At 75.4% G+C, this 13,763-nt stretch carries 17 protein-coding genes and 1 tRNA gene; 6 read left to right on the top strand and 12 right to left on the bottom strand.

Annotated elements, in window-relative coordinates:
* Positions 1–209: 209 nt before the first annotated feature.
* Complete coding sequence (locus OMK64_RS16475; RefSeq protein ID WP_272729441.1) at positions 210–1,496, bottom strand: PQQ-dependent sugar dehydrogenase; 1,287 nt, start codon at positions 1,494–1,496, stop codon at positions 210–212.
* 83 nt (positions 1,497–1,579) lie between these two features.
* Between OMK64_RS16475 and OMK64_RS16470 the strand changes: the two genes are divergently transcribed.
* Positions 1,580–2,170, top strand: a complete 591-nt coding sequence (locus tag OMK64_RS16470; RefSeq protein WP_272729440.1) for an isochorismatase family protein — start codon at positions 1,580–1,582, stop codon at positions 2,168–2,170.
* 144 nt (positions 2,171–2,314) lie between these two features.
* Here OMK64_RS16470 and OMK64_RS16465 read toward each other — a convergent pair whose 3' ends face one another.
* A complete protein-coding gene (locus OMK64_RS16465) occupies positions 2,315–2,746 on the bottom strand; it encodes a winged helix DNA-binding protein (RefSeq protein ID WP_272729439.1) in 432 nt (143 codons plus the stop codon).
* 196 nt (positions 2,747–2,942) lie between these two features.
* Positions 2,943–3,791 carry a 16S rRNA (cytidine(1402)-2'-O)-methyltransferase gene (rsmI, locus tag OMK64_RS16460; RefSeq protein WP_272729444.1) on the bottom strand — a complete coding sequence of 283 codons (849 nt, stop codon included), beginning with the start codon at positions 3,789–3,791 and terminating at the stop codon, positions 2,943–2,945.
* Positions 3,792–3,930: 139 nt separating this feature from the next.
* Here rsmI and OMK64_RS16455 point away from each other — a divergent pair, with 139 nt between their 5' ends.
* Complete coding sequence (locus OMK64_RS16455; protein ID WP_272729438.1) at positions 3,931–5,940, top strand: dolichyl-phosphate-mannose--protein mannosyltransferase; 2,010 nt, start codon at positions 3,931–3,933, stop codon at positions 5,938–5,940.
* 69 nt (positions 5,941–6,009) lie between these two features.
* Here OMK64_RS16455 and OMK64_RS16450 read toward each other — a convergent pair whose 3' ends face one another.
* Positions 6,010–7,494 (bottom strand): beta-N-acetylhexosaminidase, encoded by a 1,485-nt coding sequence (locus OMK64_RS16450; protein WP_272729437.1) that lies wholly within the window; start codon positions 7,492–7,494, stop codon positions 6,010–6,012.
* Positions 7,495–7,543: 49 nt separating this feature from the next.
* The gene (locus OMK64_RS16445; protein ID WP_308201792.1) at positions 7,544–8,527 is read right to left on the bottom strand and encodes a bile acid:sodium symporter family protein; all 984 of its coding nucleotides are present in this window, start codon (positions 8,525–8,527) and stop codon (positions 7,544–7,546) included.
* Positions 8,528–8,715: 188 nt separating this feature from the next.
* Here OMK64_RS16445 and OMK64_RS16440 point away from each other — a divergent pair, with 188 nt between their 5' ends.
* Positions 8,716–8,988, top strand: a complete 273-nt coding sequence (locus tag OMK64_RS16440; RefSeq protein ID WP_272729436.1) for a GlsB/YeaQ/YmgE family stress response membrane protein — start codon at positions 8,716–8,718, stop codon at positions 8,986–8,988.
* A 114-nt stretch (positions 8,989–9,102) separates the two neighbouring features.
* Here OMK64_RS16440 and OMK64_RS16435 read toward each other — a convergent pair whose 3' ends face one another.
* Genes OMK64_RS16435 through OMK64_RS16410 form a run of 6 tightly spaced genes read right to left on the bottom strand, consistent with a single transcriptional unit; the run spans position 9,103 to position 11,694 of the window.
* Positions 9,103–9,681 carry a hypothetical protein gene (locus OMK64_RS16435; RefSeq protein ID WP_272729435.1) on the bottom strand — a complete coding sequence of 193 codons (579 nt, stop codon included), beginning with the start codon at positions 9,679–9,681 and terminating at the stop codon, positions 9,103–9,105.
* Entirely contained in the window at positions 9,678–10,319 is a 642-nt protein-coding gene (locus tag OMK64_RS16430) for a hypothetical protein (RefSeq protein ID WP_272729434.1), read from the bottom strand. Before OMK64_RS16430 ends, OMK64_RS16435 begins: the two co-directional genes overlap by 4 nt.
* Complete coding sequence (locus OMK64_RS16425; protein ID WP_272729433.1) at positions 10,316–10,684, bottom strand: Asp23/Gls24 family envelope stress response protein; 369 nt, start codon at positions 10,682–10,684, stop codon at positions 10,316–10,318. Before OMK64_RS16425 ends, OMK64_RS16430 begins: the two co-directional genes overlap by 4 nt.
* Positions 10,677–10,856, bottom strand: coding sequence for a DUF2273 domain-containing protein (locus OMK64_RS16420; protein ID WP_272729432.1), 180 nt, complete (start codon positions 10,854–10,856; stop codon positions 10,677–10,679). Before OMK64_RS16420 ends, OMK64_RS16425 begins: the two co-directional genes overlap by 8 nt.
* A gap of 2 nt (positions 10,857–10,858) precedes the next feature.
* A complete protein-coding gene (locus OMK64_RS16415) occupies positions 10,859–11,239 on the bottom strand; it encodes a hypothetical protein (RefSeq protein ID WP_272729431.1) in 381 nt (126 codons plus the stop codon).
* The gene (locus tag OMK64_RS16410; protein ID WP_272729430.1) at positions 11,236–11,694 is read right to left on the bottom strand and encodes an Asp23/Gls24 family envelope stress response protein; all 459 of its coding nucleotides are present in this window, start codon (positions 11,692–11,694) and stop codon (positions 11,236–11,238) included. Before OMK64_RS16410 ends, OMK64_RS16415 begins: the two co-directional genes overlap by 4 nt.
* Positions 11,695–11,846: 152 nt before the next feature.
* Here OMK64_RS16410 and OMK64_RS16405 point away from each other — a divergent pair, with 152 nt between their 5' ends.
* From OMK64_RS16405 to OMK64_RS16395, 3 genes are all read left to right on the top strand, one after another.
* A complete protein-coding gene (locus OMK64_RS16405) occupies positions 11,847–12,401 on the top strand; it encodes an RNA polymerase sigma factor (RefSeq protein WP_272729429.1) in 555 nt (184 codons plus the stop codon).
* On the top strand, positions 12,398–12,844 hold the full coding sequence (locus OMK64_RS16400; protein ID WP_272729428.1) for a hypothetical protein: 447 nt from the start codon (positions 12,398–12,400) through the stop codon (positions 12,842–12,844). The genes OMK64_RS16405 and OMK64_RS16400 overlap by 4 nt, the downstream gene beginning before the upstream one ends.
* Before the next feature lie 122 nt (positions 12,845–12,966).
* Positions 12,967–13,464: a hypothetical protein gene (locus OMK64_RS16395; protein WP_272729427.1), complete on the top strand. Its 498-nt coding sequence runs from the start codon at positions 12,967–12,969 to the stop codon at positions 13,462–13,464.
* Between the two features lie 199 nt (positions 13,465–13,663).
* Here OMK64_RS16395 and OMK64_RS16390 read toward each other — a convergent pair.
* Positions 13,664–13,736: transfer RNA gene (locus OMK64_RS16390), tRNA-Ala, on the bottom strand.
* Between the last annotated feature and the right edge of the window lie 27 nt (positions 13,737–13,763).

Raw genomic sequence — 13,763 nt, 5'->3', positions numbered from 1 at the left:
GCAACTACGGCTGGCCCGTGGTCGAGGGGGCGGGCGGCACGGACCGGGGCTTCGTGGACCCGGTCGCGACGTGGCCGACGAGCGACGCGTTCCGGCGCGGCAAAGGGTACTGACCGGACAGACCGGCACCAGGGAGCGCACGCCCGCGTGGCGCGAAACGGGTGAATCGGTCGGCGTGTCGCGGCGATCCGTCCCGGGCGTGTCGCAGGTCAGCGGACGACGACGCGCAGGATCCGGTCGTCGCCGTCGCGCGGGTCGCCGCGGCCGTCGGTGTTGTTCGTCAGGACCCACAGCGACCCGTCGGGTGCGGGTGCCACCGCGCGCAGCCGGCCGTGCTCGCCGACGAGCAGCGCCTGCGGCGCCCCCAGCCCGGCGCGCGCGTCGCCGGGCACGGGCGGCAGCAGCGGCAGGCGCCACAGCCGCTCGCCGCGCAGGCCCGCGAGGTAGACGCCCTCGTCGGTCACGGCCAGCCCGCTCGGCGACGCGTCGCTCGTCGGCCACGTCGCGACCGGGTCCACGAAGCCCCGGTCCGTGCCGCCCGCCCCCTCGACCACGGGCCAGCCGTAGTTGCCGCCCGGCTCGACCACGTTGAGCTCGTCCCACGTGTTCTGGCCGAACTCGGCGGCGAACATCCGCCCGTCCGACGACCACCCGAGGCCCTGGACGTTGCGGTGCCCGAGGCTCCACACGGGCGACCCCGGGTCCGGGTTGCCCGGCGCCGGCGCCCCGTCGGCCGTGACGCGCAGGATCTTCCCGCCGAGCGACGCGGGGTCCTGCGCGCGAGCCGGCTGCCCGGCGTCACCCGTCGTCACGTAGAGGTACCCGTCGGGGCCGACGGCGAGCCGCCCGCCGTCGTGGTTGCGCGCGCGCGGGATCCCGGTGAGGACCGGGGTCAGCGCGCCCAGCGTCGTGCCGTCGAGCGTGCCGCGCAGCACCCGGTTGTCGTCGGCCGTCGTGGCGTACAGCACGACGTCGACGGTCGCGCCGTCCTCGGTGGCGCCGTCCTGGGTCGCGCCGTCGTCAGTGGCGCCGTCGTCGGTCGGACCGCCCTCGGGGAGAACCGCGACGCCCAGCAGGCCGCCCTCGCCGCCCGGGGCCACGACGTCCGCGAGCGCGTCCGCCCCCGGGCCCGTCACGTCCCGCACGTCGCCGTCGGGCGCGACCAGGACCAGTCGCGCCTCGTCGCGCAGGGTCACGAGCGCCGAGCCGTCCGCCACGAACGCGATGCCCCACGGCACGTCGAGCCCCGTCGTGACGTCCGCGACCTCGGCGACCTCGACGGCCGCGGGTCCCGACGGCCCGGGCGACGCGCCGGGCGACGCCGACCGCGGCGGCGCGGACGTGCCCGTCGGCGTCACCGCGCTGCCGACGCCCCCGCCGGTCGTGCAGCCCGCGCCGAGCACGGCGGCGCCGAGCAGGACGGCGACGAGCGCGGCCGCGCGTCGGCCCGCTCCGCGCGGGACGCGTCGCAGGTCGCAGGTCGTGCCCGAGGTCATGCCCCAGCGCAGCACGCAGCCGTGCCGCGCGCCACCCCGCGTGCGAGGCTGGACGCGGAAGCGTCGCGCCGGAGGAGGTCACCATGAGCACCGCGGAACCGACACGCCGGGCGCTCGTCGTCGTCGACGTGCAGCCCACGTTCTGCGAGGGCGGCGCGCTGCCCGTCGAGGGCGGCAACGCGGTCGCGCGCGACATCGCGCTCTACATCGCGGACCACCGCGAGCGCTACGACCTCGTCGTGACGACGCAGGACTGGCACATCGACCCCGGTACGCACTTCAGCGACGAGCCGGACTACGTCGACACATGGCCGCCGCACGGCGTCGCGGGCACCGCCGAGGCCGACCTGCACCCGGCGCTGTCCGCGATCGTGCCGGAGGCGAGCGTGAAGAAGGGCCAGTACGCCGCCGCCTACTCGGGCTTCGAGGGCGTCGACGGCGAGGGGCGCGGGCTCGCCCAGATCCTGTCCGACGGCGGGATCACCGACGTGGACGTCGTCGGGCTCGCCGAGTCGCACTGCGTCCGGTCCACCGCGATCGACGCCGTCGGGCTCGGGCTGCGCACGCGGGTCCTGACGGACCTGACCGCGCCGGTCACGCCCGAGCTCGGGGAGGTCGCGCGCGAGCAGATGCGTGCCGCGGGAGCCGAGCTCGTCGCGTCGTCAGACCTCTAGCCGCGTCCCCGGCGCCCGCACGGTGTCGCCCCGGCGGAGCCGGTCGGTCGCCGTCGCATGCCGCGTCCCGTCGCCGACGCGCGGGTGAGTCTGCCGTGTGCGGACGCCGGCCGTCGTGCGGACACCGGCCGTCGTGCGGCCGGGTCAGTCGTCCTGCGACGCCCAGCCGAGGTTCGTGGCGACCCGCTGGAGCACCGCGAGCGTCGTCGCGTAGTCGTCGGCGGTGATGCCCTCGGCGATGCGCTCGCGGAACCCCTGCACGCGATCGGCGAGCGCCGCGACGTGCTCGCGCCCGTCGTCGGTGAGGACGTAGCCGGCGCCCTCCCGGACCATCCACCGGCGCGACACCAGCAGCGTGAGCTCCGCGGTCCCGACAGGCTCCCCCGCCGCCGTGTCGAACGGTGCGAGCGCCCGCGCGACGGCGATCTCGTCGACCGGTCCGTCCTCCTGCACCACCGCCAGCACCTGCCAGTGCCGCCGGGTCAGGCCGTCGCGGGCGAGCTCGGCGTCGAGGCCGACCTCGAGCAGCCGGTCCACGAGCTTGACCCAGTAGCCGATCGGGCGCGCCTGCGACATCGGATCCTCCCCACCCTGTCCTCTCAGATCCTGCCCGTCGGCGCGCCGCTCGTCACCTGGTGCGTCCGCGCGGGTCACCGGCGACGTGCGACTCCCGCTCGGGAGCGCGACATCGATGCCGCACCGTGCAGCGGTTGTCTCCGCCTCGCTGACGGGCCGGCGTCCTGTCCGCGGCGACGGTCGGCGCGCCGGGGGATCAGCGCGAACGGGCGGCCAGAGCCGCGGCGTAGAGGTCGCGCTTCGGCACGCCGGCGGCCGTCGCGACCTCGGCGACGGCGTCCTTGAGGCGCTCGCCCGCGTCTGCACGCGCGAGCACCTCGGCGACCAGGTCGGTCGTCGACGCGGCACGCGGCCGGTCGGCGCCGGCCACCACGACGACGATCTCCCCGCGCATCTGACCGTCGTGCGCCCAGGCCGCGAGGTCGCGCAGCGGACCCCGCCGCACCTCCTCGTAGGTCTTCGTGAGCTCACGGCACACCGCGGCGGCCCGCTCGGTACCGAAGGCCTCGACCATCGCGTCGAGCACGTCGTCGAGCCGGTGCGGCGCCTCGAAGAACACCATCGTCCGCCGCTCGTCGGCGAGGTCCGCGAGCGCCCGCGCGCGCTCGCCGGGCTTGCGCGGCAGGAACCCCTCGAAGCAGAACCGGTCGGTCGGGAGCCCGGACAGCGCGAGCGCCGTGAGCACCGCGCTCGGGCCGGGCGCCGCGGTCACGGGCAGGCCCGCGGCGACCGCGGCGGTCACGACCCGGAACCCGGGGTCGGACACGGCGGGCATGCCCGCGTCCGTCACGACCACGACCGTGCCGCCCCCGGCGACGACGTCGAGCAGGTCCGCCGCGCGCTCCGCCTCGTTGTGCTCGTGGTGGCTGACGACGCGCCCTCGCACCTCGACGCCCAGCCGCGCCGCGAGCGCGCGAAGCCGGCGCGTGTCCTCCGCGGCGACGACGTCGGCCTCCGCGAGCAGCGTCCGCAGCCGCGCGGACGCGTCGTCGGTGTTGCCGATCGGCGTGGCGGCGAGCACGAGGCGACCACCGGCCGGCTCCAGGGCGGCGCCCCGCGGGTCGGGGAGGTTGTCGGCGTCGCGCGCGTCGGGACCGGTCACGCCCGACAGCCTGCCACCTGGCGCGTCCACCCCTCGTCCGCCCCTGGCCACCGGCACAGGGGTCACCCCTACGATGACCGACGTGCCGCCCACGCGAGACGACGACGCCGCGCTCCCGGACCACCCGGACGCGCCCTCGGGCGACGCCCCGGACCCGCACCCCGCGTCGGTGACGGGTGCCGTCACGGTGACGGAGCCCGACGTGGTGAACGAGGAGAGCGCGCCCACGCCCCCGCGCGCTCCCGCCGACGAGGCGAGCGCCGGCGACGGCGGCACCGCTGACGTCCGCGCGGGCCACCCGTCCGCGCACGCGGCCCCCGGCGTCCCGACCCCGAAGGACGCGCAGCACGCACCCGACGAGCGCACCGACGCGCCGGCCCCGACGGACGCCCCGGACGCCCGCGACGGGCGCCTCGACGTGCCGGCCGGCACGCCCGAGGTCGACGGCGAGCCGGACAGCACCGTCGACCTGGAGAAGCATGTCGAGGAGGAGCCCCCGCTGCCGACGCGCGAGCGGCTGCTGCGCACGCTGCTCGGTGCGGACCGCCTGGCCCTCGACGCGACGCCGCGCGACCGCCTGATCGGCTGGCTGTGGCCGATCGCGGTCACGGTGCTCGCGGGTATCGCGCGGTTCTGGGACCTGGGTCGCCCGCACAAGCTCGTCTTCGACGAGACGTACTACGTCAAGGACGCGTGGTCGCTCGTCACGCGCGGCTACGAGGCGCAGTGGTCGGCGGAGCCGAACCCGGCATTCGAGTCCGGCGACATGAGCGGGCTCGGCACGGTCGCGTCGTACGTCGTCCACCCGCCGGTCGGCAAGTGGGTCATCGGCCTGGGCATCCAGCTCGGCGGGGGGCCGGACTCGTCGGCGGCGTGGCGGCTGTCGGTCGCGATCCTCGGCACGCTGTCGGTGCTGATGATCGCGCGCATCGCGCGGCGGCTGTTCGCGTCGACCGCGCTCGGCGTGGTCGCGGGCCTGCTGCTCGCGGTCGACGGCGAGGCGATCGTCATGTCGCGCATCAGCCTGCTCGACCCGGTGCTCACGTTCTTCGTCCTGGCCGCGTTCGGGGCCCTGCTGATCGACCGCGAGCGGGCCCGACGCCGGCTCGCGGAACGTGCGGCGGTCGTGATCGACGCAGGCGGCGAGCTCGGGTGGGGTCCGCGGCTCGGCTGGCGCTGGTGGCGCCTCGCGGCCGCGGTGCTGCTCGGGCTCGCGATCGGCACCAAGTGGTCCGGCATCTACTTCCTCGCGGTGTTCGGCCTCATGACGGTCGCGTGGGACGTCACGGCGCGCCGCGCGGTCGGCGTGCGGCACTGGGCGCGCGCGGGCGTGCTGCGCGACGGCGTCGTCGCGGGCGTCGCGATGGTCGGCATCGGCGTCGTCACGTACCTGGCGTCGTGGTGGTCGTGGTTCGCGTCGACCGACGCGTACAACCGGCAGTGGGCCGCGCTCAACCCCGGTCAGGGCGTGGAGTGGCTGCCGCCCGCGCTGCGCTCGCTGTGGAAGTACCACCAGGACATGTGGGCGTTCCACAACGGTCTGGAGACGCCGCACTCGTACGCGGCGCACCCCCTCGGCTGGATCGTGCAGTGGCGGCCGACGTCCTTCTACTACCCGACCGAGGTCTCGGGGCTGCAGGGTCAGGCGGCGGTCGACGCGTGCGGTGCGGACCAGTGCTCGCAGGCGATCACCGCGCTCGGCAACCCGGTGCTGTGGTGGTGCGGCGCGGCCGCGATCCTCGTCGCACTGGTGTGGCTGATCCGGTTCCGCGACTGGCGCGCCGGAGCGGTGCTGTCCGGGATCGCCGCGGGCTGGCTGCCGTGGTTCCTGTACGCGCACCGCACGATCTTCACGTTCTACTCGATCGCGTTCCTGCCCTGGGTCGTGCTCACGCTGACGTACGTCCTCGGGCTCGTGATCGGCCCGAAGGAGGAGCTCGGCGCGCGGCAGCGCCGGGTCGCGATCTGGTGCGTCGGCGTGCTGCTCGCGCTCGTCGTCGCCGTGAGCGTGTTCTTCTACCCGATCTGGTCGGGCATGGTGATCCCGTACGACTTCTGGCACAGCCACATGTGGATGAGCCAGTGGGTGTGACGCCCCCCGCCTGACGCTCCGCCGAGCGCCGGTCGGCGTCGAGCGGCGCTCGTTCGACGTGGTGCGAGGTCAGCCCGCGTCGGGCGCGTCCGTCGCCGGCCAGGCGACCTGCGGGCTCGCGTACCACGCGAACCCCACGTGGTCCCAGAAGGCGCCGTGCTGTGCGACCCGCTGCGCGAAGTCGTCCCAGTCGCGCTGCTCGGGCGCCGTCCACGCGACCTCCGCGACAGCGGCGAGGCGCGGCAGCAGCATCGACGTGAGCTCGGTCAGGTTCGTCAGCGTCTCGGACCAGACGGCCGCCTCCACGCCGACGACGGACTCCGCCGGCACCCCGGGGATGAGCGTGGACGGCTCCCACTCGTAGGCGTCGCGCAGCTCGATGTGCCCGGCCCACTCGAGCCCCAGCGCCGTGCTCGCGTCGTACTTCATGTCGAGGTACGCCTTCGAGCCGGGCGACATGAGCACCTGGGCGCCCGCCTGGGCGGCGGCGACGAACGGCGCGGGGTCGGCGTTGATGTCCCAGTACTGCACGACGGTGCCAGGCTCGAGCGGCGTCGAGGCGATCTCCTGCCACCCGACGACCTTCTTGCCGGCCGCGCGCACGACCGACGACGCGTACCCCACGAGGCGGGCGTACTCGTCGTGGTCCATCGTGAGGACCTCGTCGCCGCCGACGTGCACGTACTCGCCGGGCGTCATCGCCGCGAGGTCGGTGAACACGTCCCGCAGGAACTCGTGGGTCGCCGGCAGGTCGTCGTGCAGGCGGCTGAACCCGACCTCGATGCCGGTGTACTCGTCGGTCGGCTCGCCGCTCGGGGTGAGCTCACCGTACGCGTGCGTGGCCGCGTTCACGTGCCCGGGCACGTCGATCTCGGGGACGACGCGGATGCCCCGCGAGGCGGCGTAGTCGGTGATATCCGCGAGCTGCGCGGGGCTGTAGAAGCCGCCCGGGCCGCCGCCCACGGACGTCGACGCCGACGCGCGCGTCAGGTGCGGGCGCGACGGCAGGTGCACACGCCAGCCCTGGTCGTCGGTGAGGTGCAGGTGCAGCACGTTGAGCTTGTAGTGCGCGAGCAGCCCGATGACGGACTTCACGTCGTCGACCGTGAAGAAGTGCCGTGCGACGTCGAGCGACAGGCCGCGCCACGTGTAGCGCGGGTGGTCCTCGATCCGGACGGGGGCGATGGTCAGCCTGCCGTCGCCCGTGTCCTGGATGACCTGCCGCAGCGTGACGACGGCACGCACGAGGCCCGCGGGCGTGCGTGCCTGGAGGTCGACGCGGTCGGGGGTGACGACGACGCGGTACGCCTCGTCGGACGCGGGCAGGTCGTCGACCACGCTGAGCCGCACGACGCTGCGCGCGCCGCCCTCGGTGTACCGCACCTCGACGGGCCGCCCGGACAGGCGTCCGAGCAGGTCGGCCGCGAGCACGCCGACGGCGACGAGCTCGGGGGCGCTGTCGACGACCAGGATGGTCGGGGCCGACAGGACGAACGGCTCCTCCCCCGTGCTCTCCAGCAGGACGGGACGGGGGATGACGGCGACGTTCCGCACCGGTACTCCTTCTCGGGGGCGGGCGCCGGGGACGGGCGCCGGGGGCACGCTACTGGACGCGGGCGATGCGGCGGGCGATGACCGCGCACGTCGCGAGCTGCAGCTGGTGGAAGACGATGACGGGCAGCGCGACACCGGCTGCGACGACGGGCGTGAACAGGACGGCGGCCATCGGCAGGCCGGTCGCGAGCGACTTGGTCGAGCCCACCATCACGAGGGCCGCGCGGTCGGCGCGGTCGAGGCCCAGCCACGCGCCGCCCCACCACGACGCCGCGAGCACCGCCGCCAGCACCACGGCGCACACGCCGACGAGCACGACGATCGCGACCGCCGTCACGTGGTCCCACGCGCCCGATACCGACGCCTGGCTCACGGACGTGTAGGCGACCAGCAGGATCGTGCCGCGGTCGGTCGTCCGCGTGAGCCGCGGGTGCTGGCGCACCCACCCGCCGATCCACGGCTGGACGACCTGCCCGACGGCGAACGGCAGAAGCAGCTGCAGGAGGATGCCGGTCAGCGAACCGCCGTGGGCGCCGCCGGTCGCCGTCATGAGCACGCCCACCATGAGCGGCGTGAGGACGATGCCCGAGACGTTGGAGATCGTCGCGCCCGTGATCGCGGCGGCGACGTTGCCGCGGGCCACGGACGTGAACACGACCGACGACTGCACGGTCGACGGCAGCAGCGTCAGGTAGAGCACGCCGCGGCGCAGGTCGGGCGCGAGGACCGCGTCGGGCAGCAGCTGCACGAGCAGCCCGAGCACGGGCAGCACCACGTACGTCGCGGCGAGCATCGACCCCTGCAGACGCCAGTTCCGCAGCCCGTCGAGCACCTCCCGGGTGGGCATCCGGGCCCCGTACAGGAAGAACAGCAGCACGATCGCGCACGTCCGGACCGTGCCGAGCACGTCGGCGAACGCGCCCCGCGCGGGCAGCAGCAGGCCGAGCAGGAGGACCGCGACGATCATCACGACGAGCGGGTCGACCCACCCCCGCAGCGTCTGGATGAGGCGGGGACGGTCGGGGCGCGGCACCGGCCCATCATGCCCGCGCGTCCAGGATGCGAGCGCATCGGGCGGTCGCCCTGCCCCGTTCTGTCCGGTTTTCGACCACTCTGTCGGGTGATGCGCGCCGCATGCCGTCCGCTCGCCGCGCGCTCTCACCCGATCGGCCCTAGCGTTCCGGCTACCGGAATGACCCCCGATATGTCAAGGAGTTGTCCATGACCCCGGAAGGCATCATCAGCGCGATCATCATCGGTGCGATCGTCGGCATCCTCGGACGCCTCCTCGTGCGCGGCCGTCAGCGCATCTCGATCCTCCTGACGATCGTCGTCGGGATCGTGGCCGCCCTGGTCGGCACGTGGCTGGCCACGCTCATCGGTGTCCGGGACACCGGTGGCGTCGACTGGATCGAGCTGTTCCTGCAGATCGGCCTCGCCGCGATCGGCGTCGCCGCGGTGGCGGGCGGCCGTCGCCGTCGCAGCGTCCTCTGAGGTCGCCGCGCCCGCCCCGGCGCACGACAGCGGCACGCACCAGGCTCGAAGGGCCCGGACCGTCCACTCGGTCCGGGCCCTTCGGCCGTCCGCGTCCCGACGATCGCACGGCGGCTACTGCACCCGCGGTGCGGCCGCGGGCTCACGCAGGACGCTGATCTCGACCCGCGAGCGGAGCCGGTCCGACGGGAGCACACGGGCGAGGTCGGCGAGGACGCGGTCGCACGCGGCCACGACGGCGGGCAGGTCCGCCCCCGGGTCCACGGTCGCCCGCAGCCGCACGACGAGCTCGCCCCGGTCCCGCAGCACCGACCCGCGCGCCGCCCGGACGTCGGACGCCTCGGCCAGGACCTCGGCGGCGGTGGCGACGGCGGGTCCGGGATCGACGGTCAGACGCCCCGCCCGGTCCCCCGCCGGCAGCCGGAGCGCACCGACCGACCGCCGGGGCAGGTGCGCGACCAGCCACCACAGGCCGAGACCCACCAGGAGCACGCCGGCGAGCGCCAGCAGCACGGGGTAGCCCGACGTCTGCGTGACGGTCTCCGTGTCCACCGCGAGCCGGTCCGGCGCCGAGGGCCACACGTCCGACAGGAACCCGACCTGCCAGCCGACCGCCGCGACGCCCGCCACGACCAGTACCAGGCCGAGCAGGAGCAGGAGGACGCGGTCGACCGCCAGCACCGAGCGCCTCACGATCCCGTCCCCTCGCTGCGCAGCTCGTCGCTGACCCTGCTGACGACCTTGACGGACGGCGGCGCGCTCAACGGCGAGAGCTGGCGAGCCACCGCGGCCTGCACCTGGCCGACCACCTGAGCGCCGGGAGGGACCGTCACGGTCACCGTGACGGTCCGGCGGGTCGCCATGGCGCGAGCGGCGAGCACGTCGTCGACCTCGAGCGCCGCGACCCGGGCCAGCCGCGCCGCGTCCACCACGCCGATGGTCACGCCGCTCGGCGCCCCGGGCCCGGCCGTCGAGACCGCGAGTCTCGTCCGCCGGCGCCTGCCGAACGCCTGCAGGACGAGCCACAGCCCGAGCAGCGCCACGGCGGCGCCGATCGCGGCGACCGCGACCGACGGCGCGAGCCCGTCGATCCGGTCCACCGTGGGCGCGAGCCAGGGCGTGCCGTCGATGCGGCCGTCCGCCACGAGCGCCTCGCGCACGCACGCGACGCCCAGCGCGACGACGAGCACGGCCAGCACGATGCCGAGCACGCCGGCGCGCGCGGACCGGCTCGCGTCCCGGGCGGGCGCGAACCTCGCCGGCGGCGCCTGCCCCGCCGCCGGCCCTGCCCCCGTCGCCGGGGCCGGTGTCCGGGGCTGCGTCTGCGTCATCGCACCCTCGCCACCGGGCGCGCGGCCACGCCCCGCACGACGTCGCGCACGCGGACGTCGACCCGCCCGACCTTCTGGCCCGCCTGCCGCGCCAGCTCGTGCGCCACGGCCTCCTGCACGGCGGTCGTGACGACGGCGGCCGAGGCGGGCCACTCCAGAGCGATGTCGACCTCGACGGCGGCGTGGTCGCCCGCGCGGTGCCACGACACCCGGGGCAGGCCGCGGCCCAGCGTGCGCTCGACGGTGCCCGCGTGCTCCTCGGACGCGACCCCGGGCACCTGCAGCGCGACCTGACGCGTGATCGCCGTGAGCGCCCGGTCGGCGATGGTCGTCGATCCCCGCGCGTCGACGTCGACGTCAGCCACGGCGCCGGCCCGTCAGCGCACCGGTCACGTCGAGACGCCCGTCGACGGCGAGCCCGACGGCGACGCCGAGCCCACCCAGCACGAGGGCCAGCAGGAACATCGCGAAGCCCCCGACGGCGGCGATCAGGGCGAGCAGGAGGCCGGCGAACAGGCCCACGGCAGCAGATGACATGGTCACTCCTCGGTCGGGACGACGGGCTCGTCGAGGTCCTCGACGTGCACCCGCACGGGCATGGGCGCGACCGCGGACACGGCCCGCTGGATCCGCGCGGCGGTGGCCGCGACGGGCTGCGTCGCCGTGACGACGACGTGGACCTCGGTGCCGCCGTCGTCGACCCGCACGCCCGTCACCCGACGACCGGGCAGGTACGTGCCGAGCCCGCCGAACGGCCCCCCGTGCAGCCGCACCACACCGGGCACGGCGAGCACCACGGCGGCGACGACCTCGGCGGGCGAGCCCGGTCCGGGGACGTCCGCCAGGACACGGCCGGGGGCGGGCGGTCGGACCTGCTCGTCGACCGGGTGGCCGCGCCCGGGGGCGGTCAGGTCGCTCACTGGACCCGCTGCTCCTGCGGCGGCGCCGGCTGCGGGTCGTCCTGCGGCAGGTGCACGTCGTTGACCGCGACGTTGACCTCGACGACCCGCAGGCCCGTCATGCGCTCGACGGCGCTGATGACGTTCCGGCGGATCCCGTTCGCGAGGTCCGTGATCGAGACCCCGTACTCGGCGACGAGGTCGAGGTCGACCGCGGCCTCGGTCTCGCCGACCTCGACCGAGACGCCCTGCGAGTGGTTGGTGCGCGCGCCGGGGATGCGCTCGCGGAGCGTCCCGATCGCCCGAGCGGCCCCGCCGCCGAGCGCGTGCACGCCGGACACCTCGCTCGCGGCGATGCCGGCGATCTTGCTCACCACGGTGTCGGCGATGGTGGTGGTGCCCTCGGGCGTCACGAGCGCGCTCTGGCGCGGCCCGCCCTGCGGGGTGGTGACGGTCTTGGCGGAGGACTCGGTCATGGTGGCCTCTCTCGACGGGTGCCGCAGCGGGCCGGAGCCGGCGGTGCCGCGACGTGACGCACAGTTGGTCGCCGCAGCGCCGGATTCGTCACGCGCGCCGCCACGATCCGTTCCGGATGCGCGGGCTGCGGCGCCGCGGGAGTGTGCGAAGGGTGGACGACGAGGGGGTCCCCGACGCGGTGCTCGCCCGGCGCGCGGCGCTGCACGACCACGCCGCGTTCGGGGCGATCGTGGACCGGCACGGGCCCGCCCTCTACCGCTACGCGCGGCGCATGCTCGACGACCCGGCGGACACCGAGGACTGCGTCCAGGAGGCGTTCGCCTCCGCGTGGACCGCGCTGCCGCAGTTCGAGGGCCGGTCCTCGCTGCGCACCTGGCTGTTCTCGATCACGGCCCACAAGGTCCGCTCGCTGCAGCGTCGACGGGCGCGCGGCGCGCTCCCGCTCCCGTTCAGCCTCGACGAGCGGGCCGACCCGCGCGTGGCCGACCCCCAACGCTCCCTCGAGCGCTCGGACCTGCTGGGCGCGCTCAACGTGGCGCTCCGCGAGCTCCCGGACGGTCCCCGCTCCGCCTGGCTCCTGCGCGAGGTCGAGGGTTTGAGCTACGACGAGATCGCGCACATCTCCGGGACCACCGCGAGTACCGTGCGAGGTCAGCTCCACCGAGCACGCGCGCACCTGCTCAAGCGGATGGAGGAGTGGCGGTGAACGGCCAGCAGGTCCTCGACCAGGCCACCCGGGCCCTGCGTCAGCACACCGACGCGGGCTGGGTCGCGCTGCGCGACGACGTCGTCGCCGCGGCCGTCCGCGCCTTCCGCCCCGCTGCGCCGATCCGCGGACGGTCGGCCGACGGTGAGCTCTGGGTCGCGAGCACCGTCCTCGTCGCCCAGGTGCGCGCCGCGCTCGACGGGCTCGGCGACGCGGCCGCGCTGCGGATCACCTGCACGACCACCTCCGACGGCGACCTCGACCGGCTGACGGTCGAGGTCGTGGCCCTGTTCGGCACGCCGCTCGTCCCACTGGCGGGCCGCATCCGCGCGCGGGCGGCCGCGGCCGTCGCCGCCACGCTGGCCCTCGACACGCCGCCGACCTCGCTCGTGCACGTCGACGTCTCGGTCCAGGACGTCACGGACGACCCCGAGGCCCTCTGACCCGACCGCGGACACAGCGGTCGGCGGCGGCGGCTGTGTCCGCCGTCCTGGCAGCCCGGACCGTGTCCCACGCTGCCGTCTCCCGCCTGCGACCGACGCGGGCGGCGCGCTACCGTCGGACGATGATGCGACCGGCTCAGGGCGCGGATCGGGACGACGACGCCGACGCGCGCGACGTCGCGGCAGGACGACGGGACGCGGACGCGACGGCCCGCGACGAGTGGGCCGTCCAGCGGGAGAACGACAGGCGGACACGCGACCAGACCATCCGCGACCGGCTGTGGGCGGAGGAGGTCCGACGGCGCTCGAGCGCCCAGCGTGAGGGCGCCCACGACGCGGCCCGGAACGCCCGGTCCGCCCTCGAGGACGCGATCATCGCGCGCGAGATGGCGGAGTCGGAGGCGCAGATGGCCCGGGAGGACCTCACGGAGTTGCTCGACGACGCACAGGACGTCAGGCACTCGGACGCCCTCGACCGCAGCGCCGCGGCTGCCGACCGCGAGATGTCCGCACAGGACCGCCTCGGGTCGGCGGAGGACCGCCGATGGGCGAGCGCGGCCCGTGAGCAGGCCGAGATCGACCACGAGACCGCGAGGCCGCAGGAGCGCGACGAGGACTGACCTGACGCGCGCCGCTCAGGCCGACGCGCCACCGCGAACCGCGCACGGTCTCGCGCGGAGCGCCCGGTCGGTCGGTCGCCCGAGGCGTCCGACCGGCGTGCAGGTGCGCGCCACCTCCGCGAACGCCTGGCGTGTTCGTTCGGAACACCCGCAGAACGACGAAGGCCGGACCCTGGTGGGTCCGGCCTTCGGCTTGCGGTGGAGCTGAGGGGATTCGAACCCCTGACCTTCTCATTGCGAACGAGACGCGCTACCAACTGCGCCACAGCCCCGCGAGCGGGCTACAGACTAGCACCCCG

It is taken from the genome of Cellulomonas fimi (genome assembly GCF_028527925.1).
In the GTDB taxonomy this organism is placed as follows: Bacteria; Actinomycetota; Actinomycetes; order Actinomycetales; family Cellulomonadaceae; genus Cellulomonas; species Cellulomonas fimi_C.
This window is presented reverse-complemented; position numbering and strand designations above follow the sequence as displayed.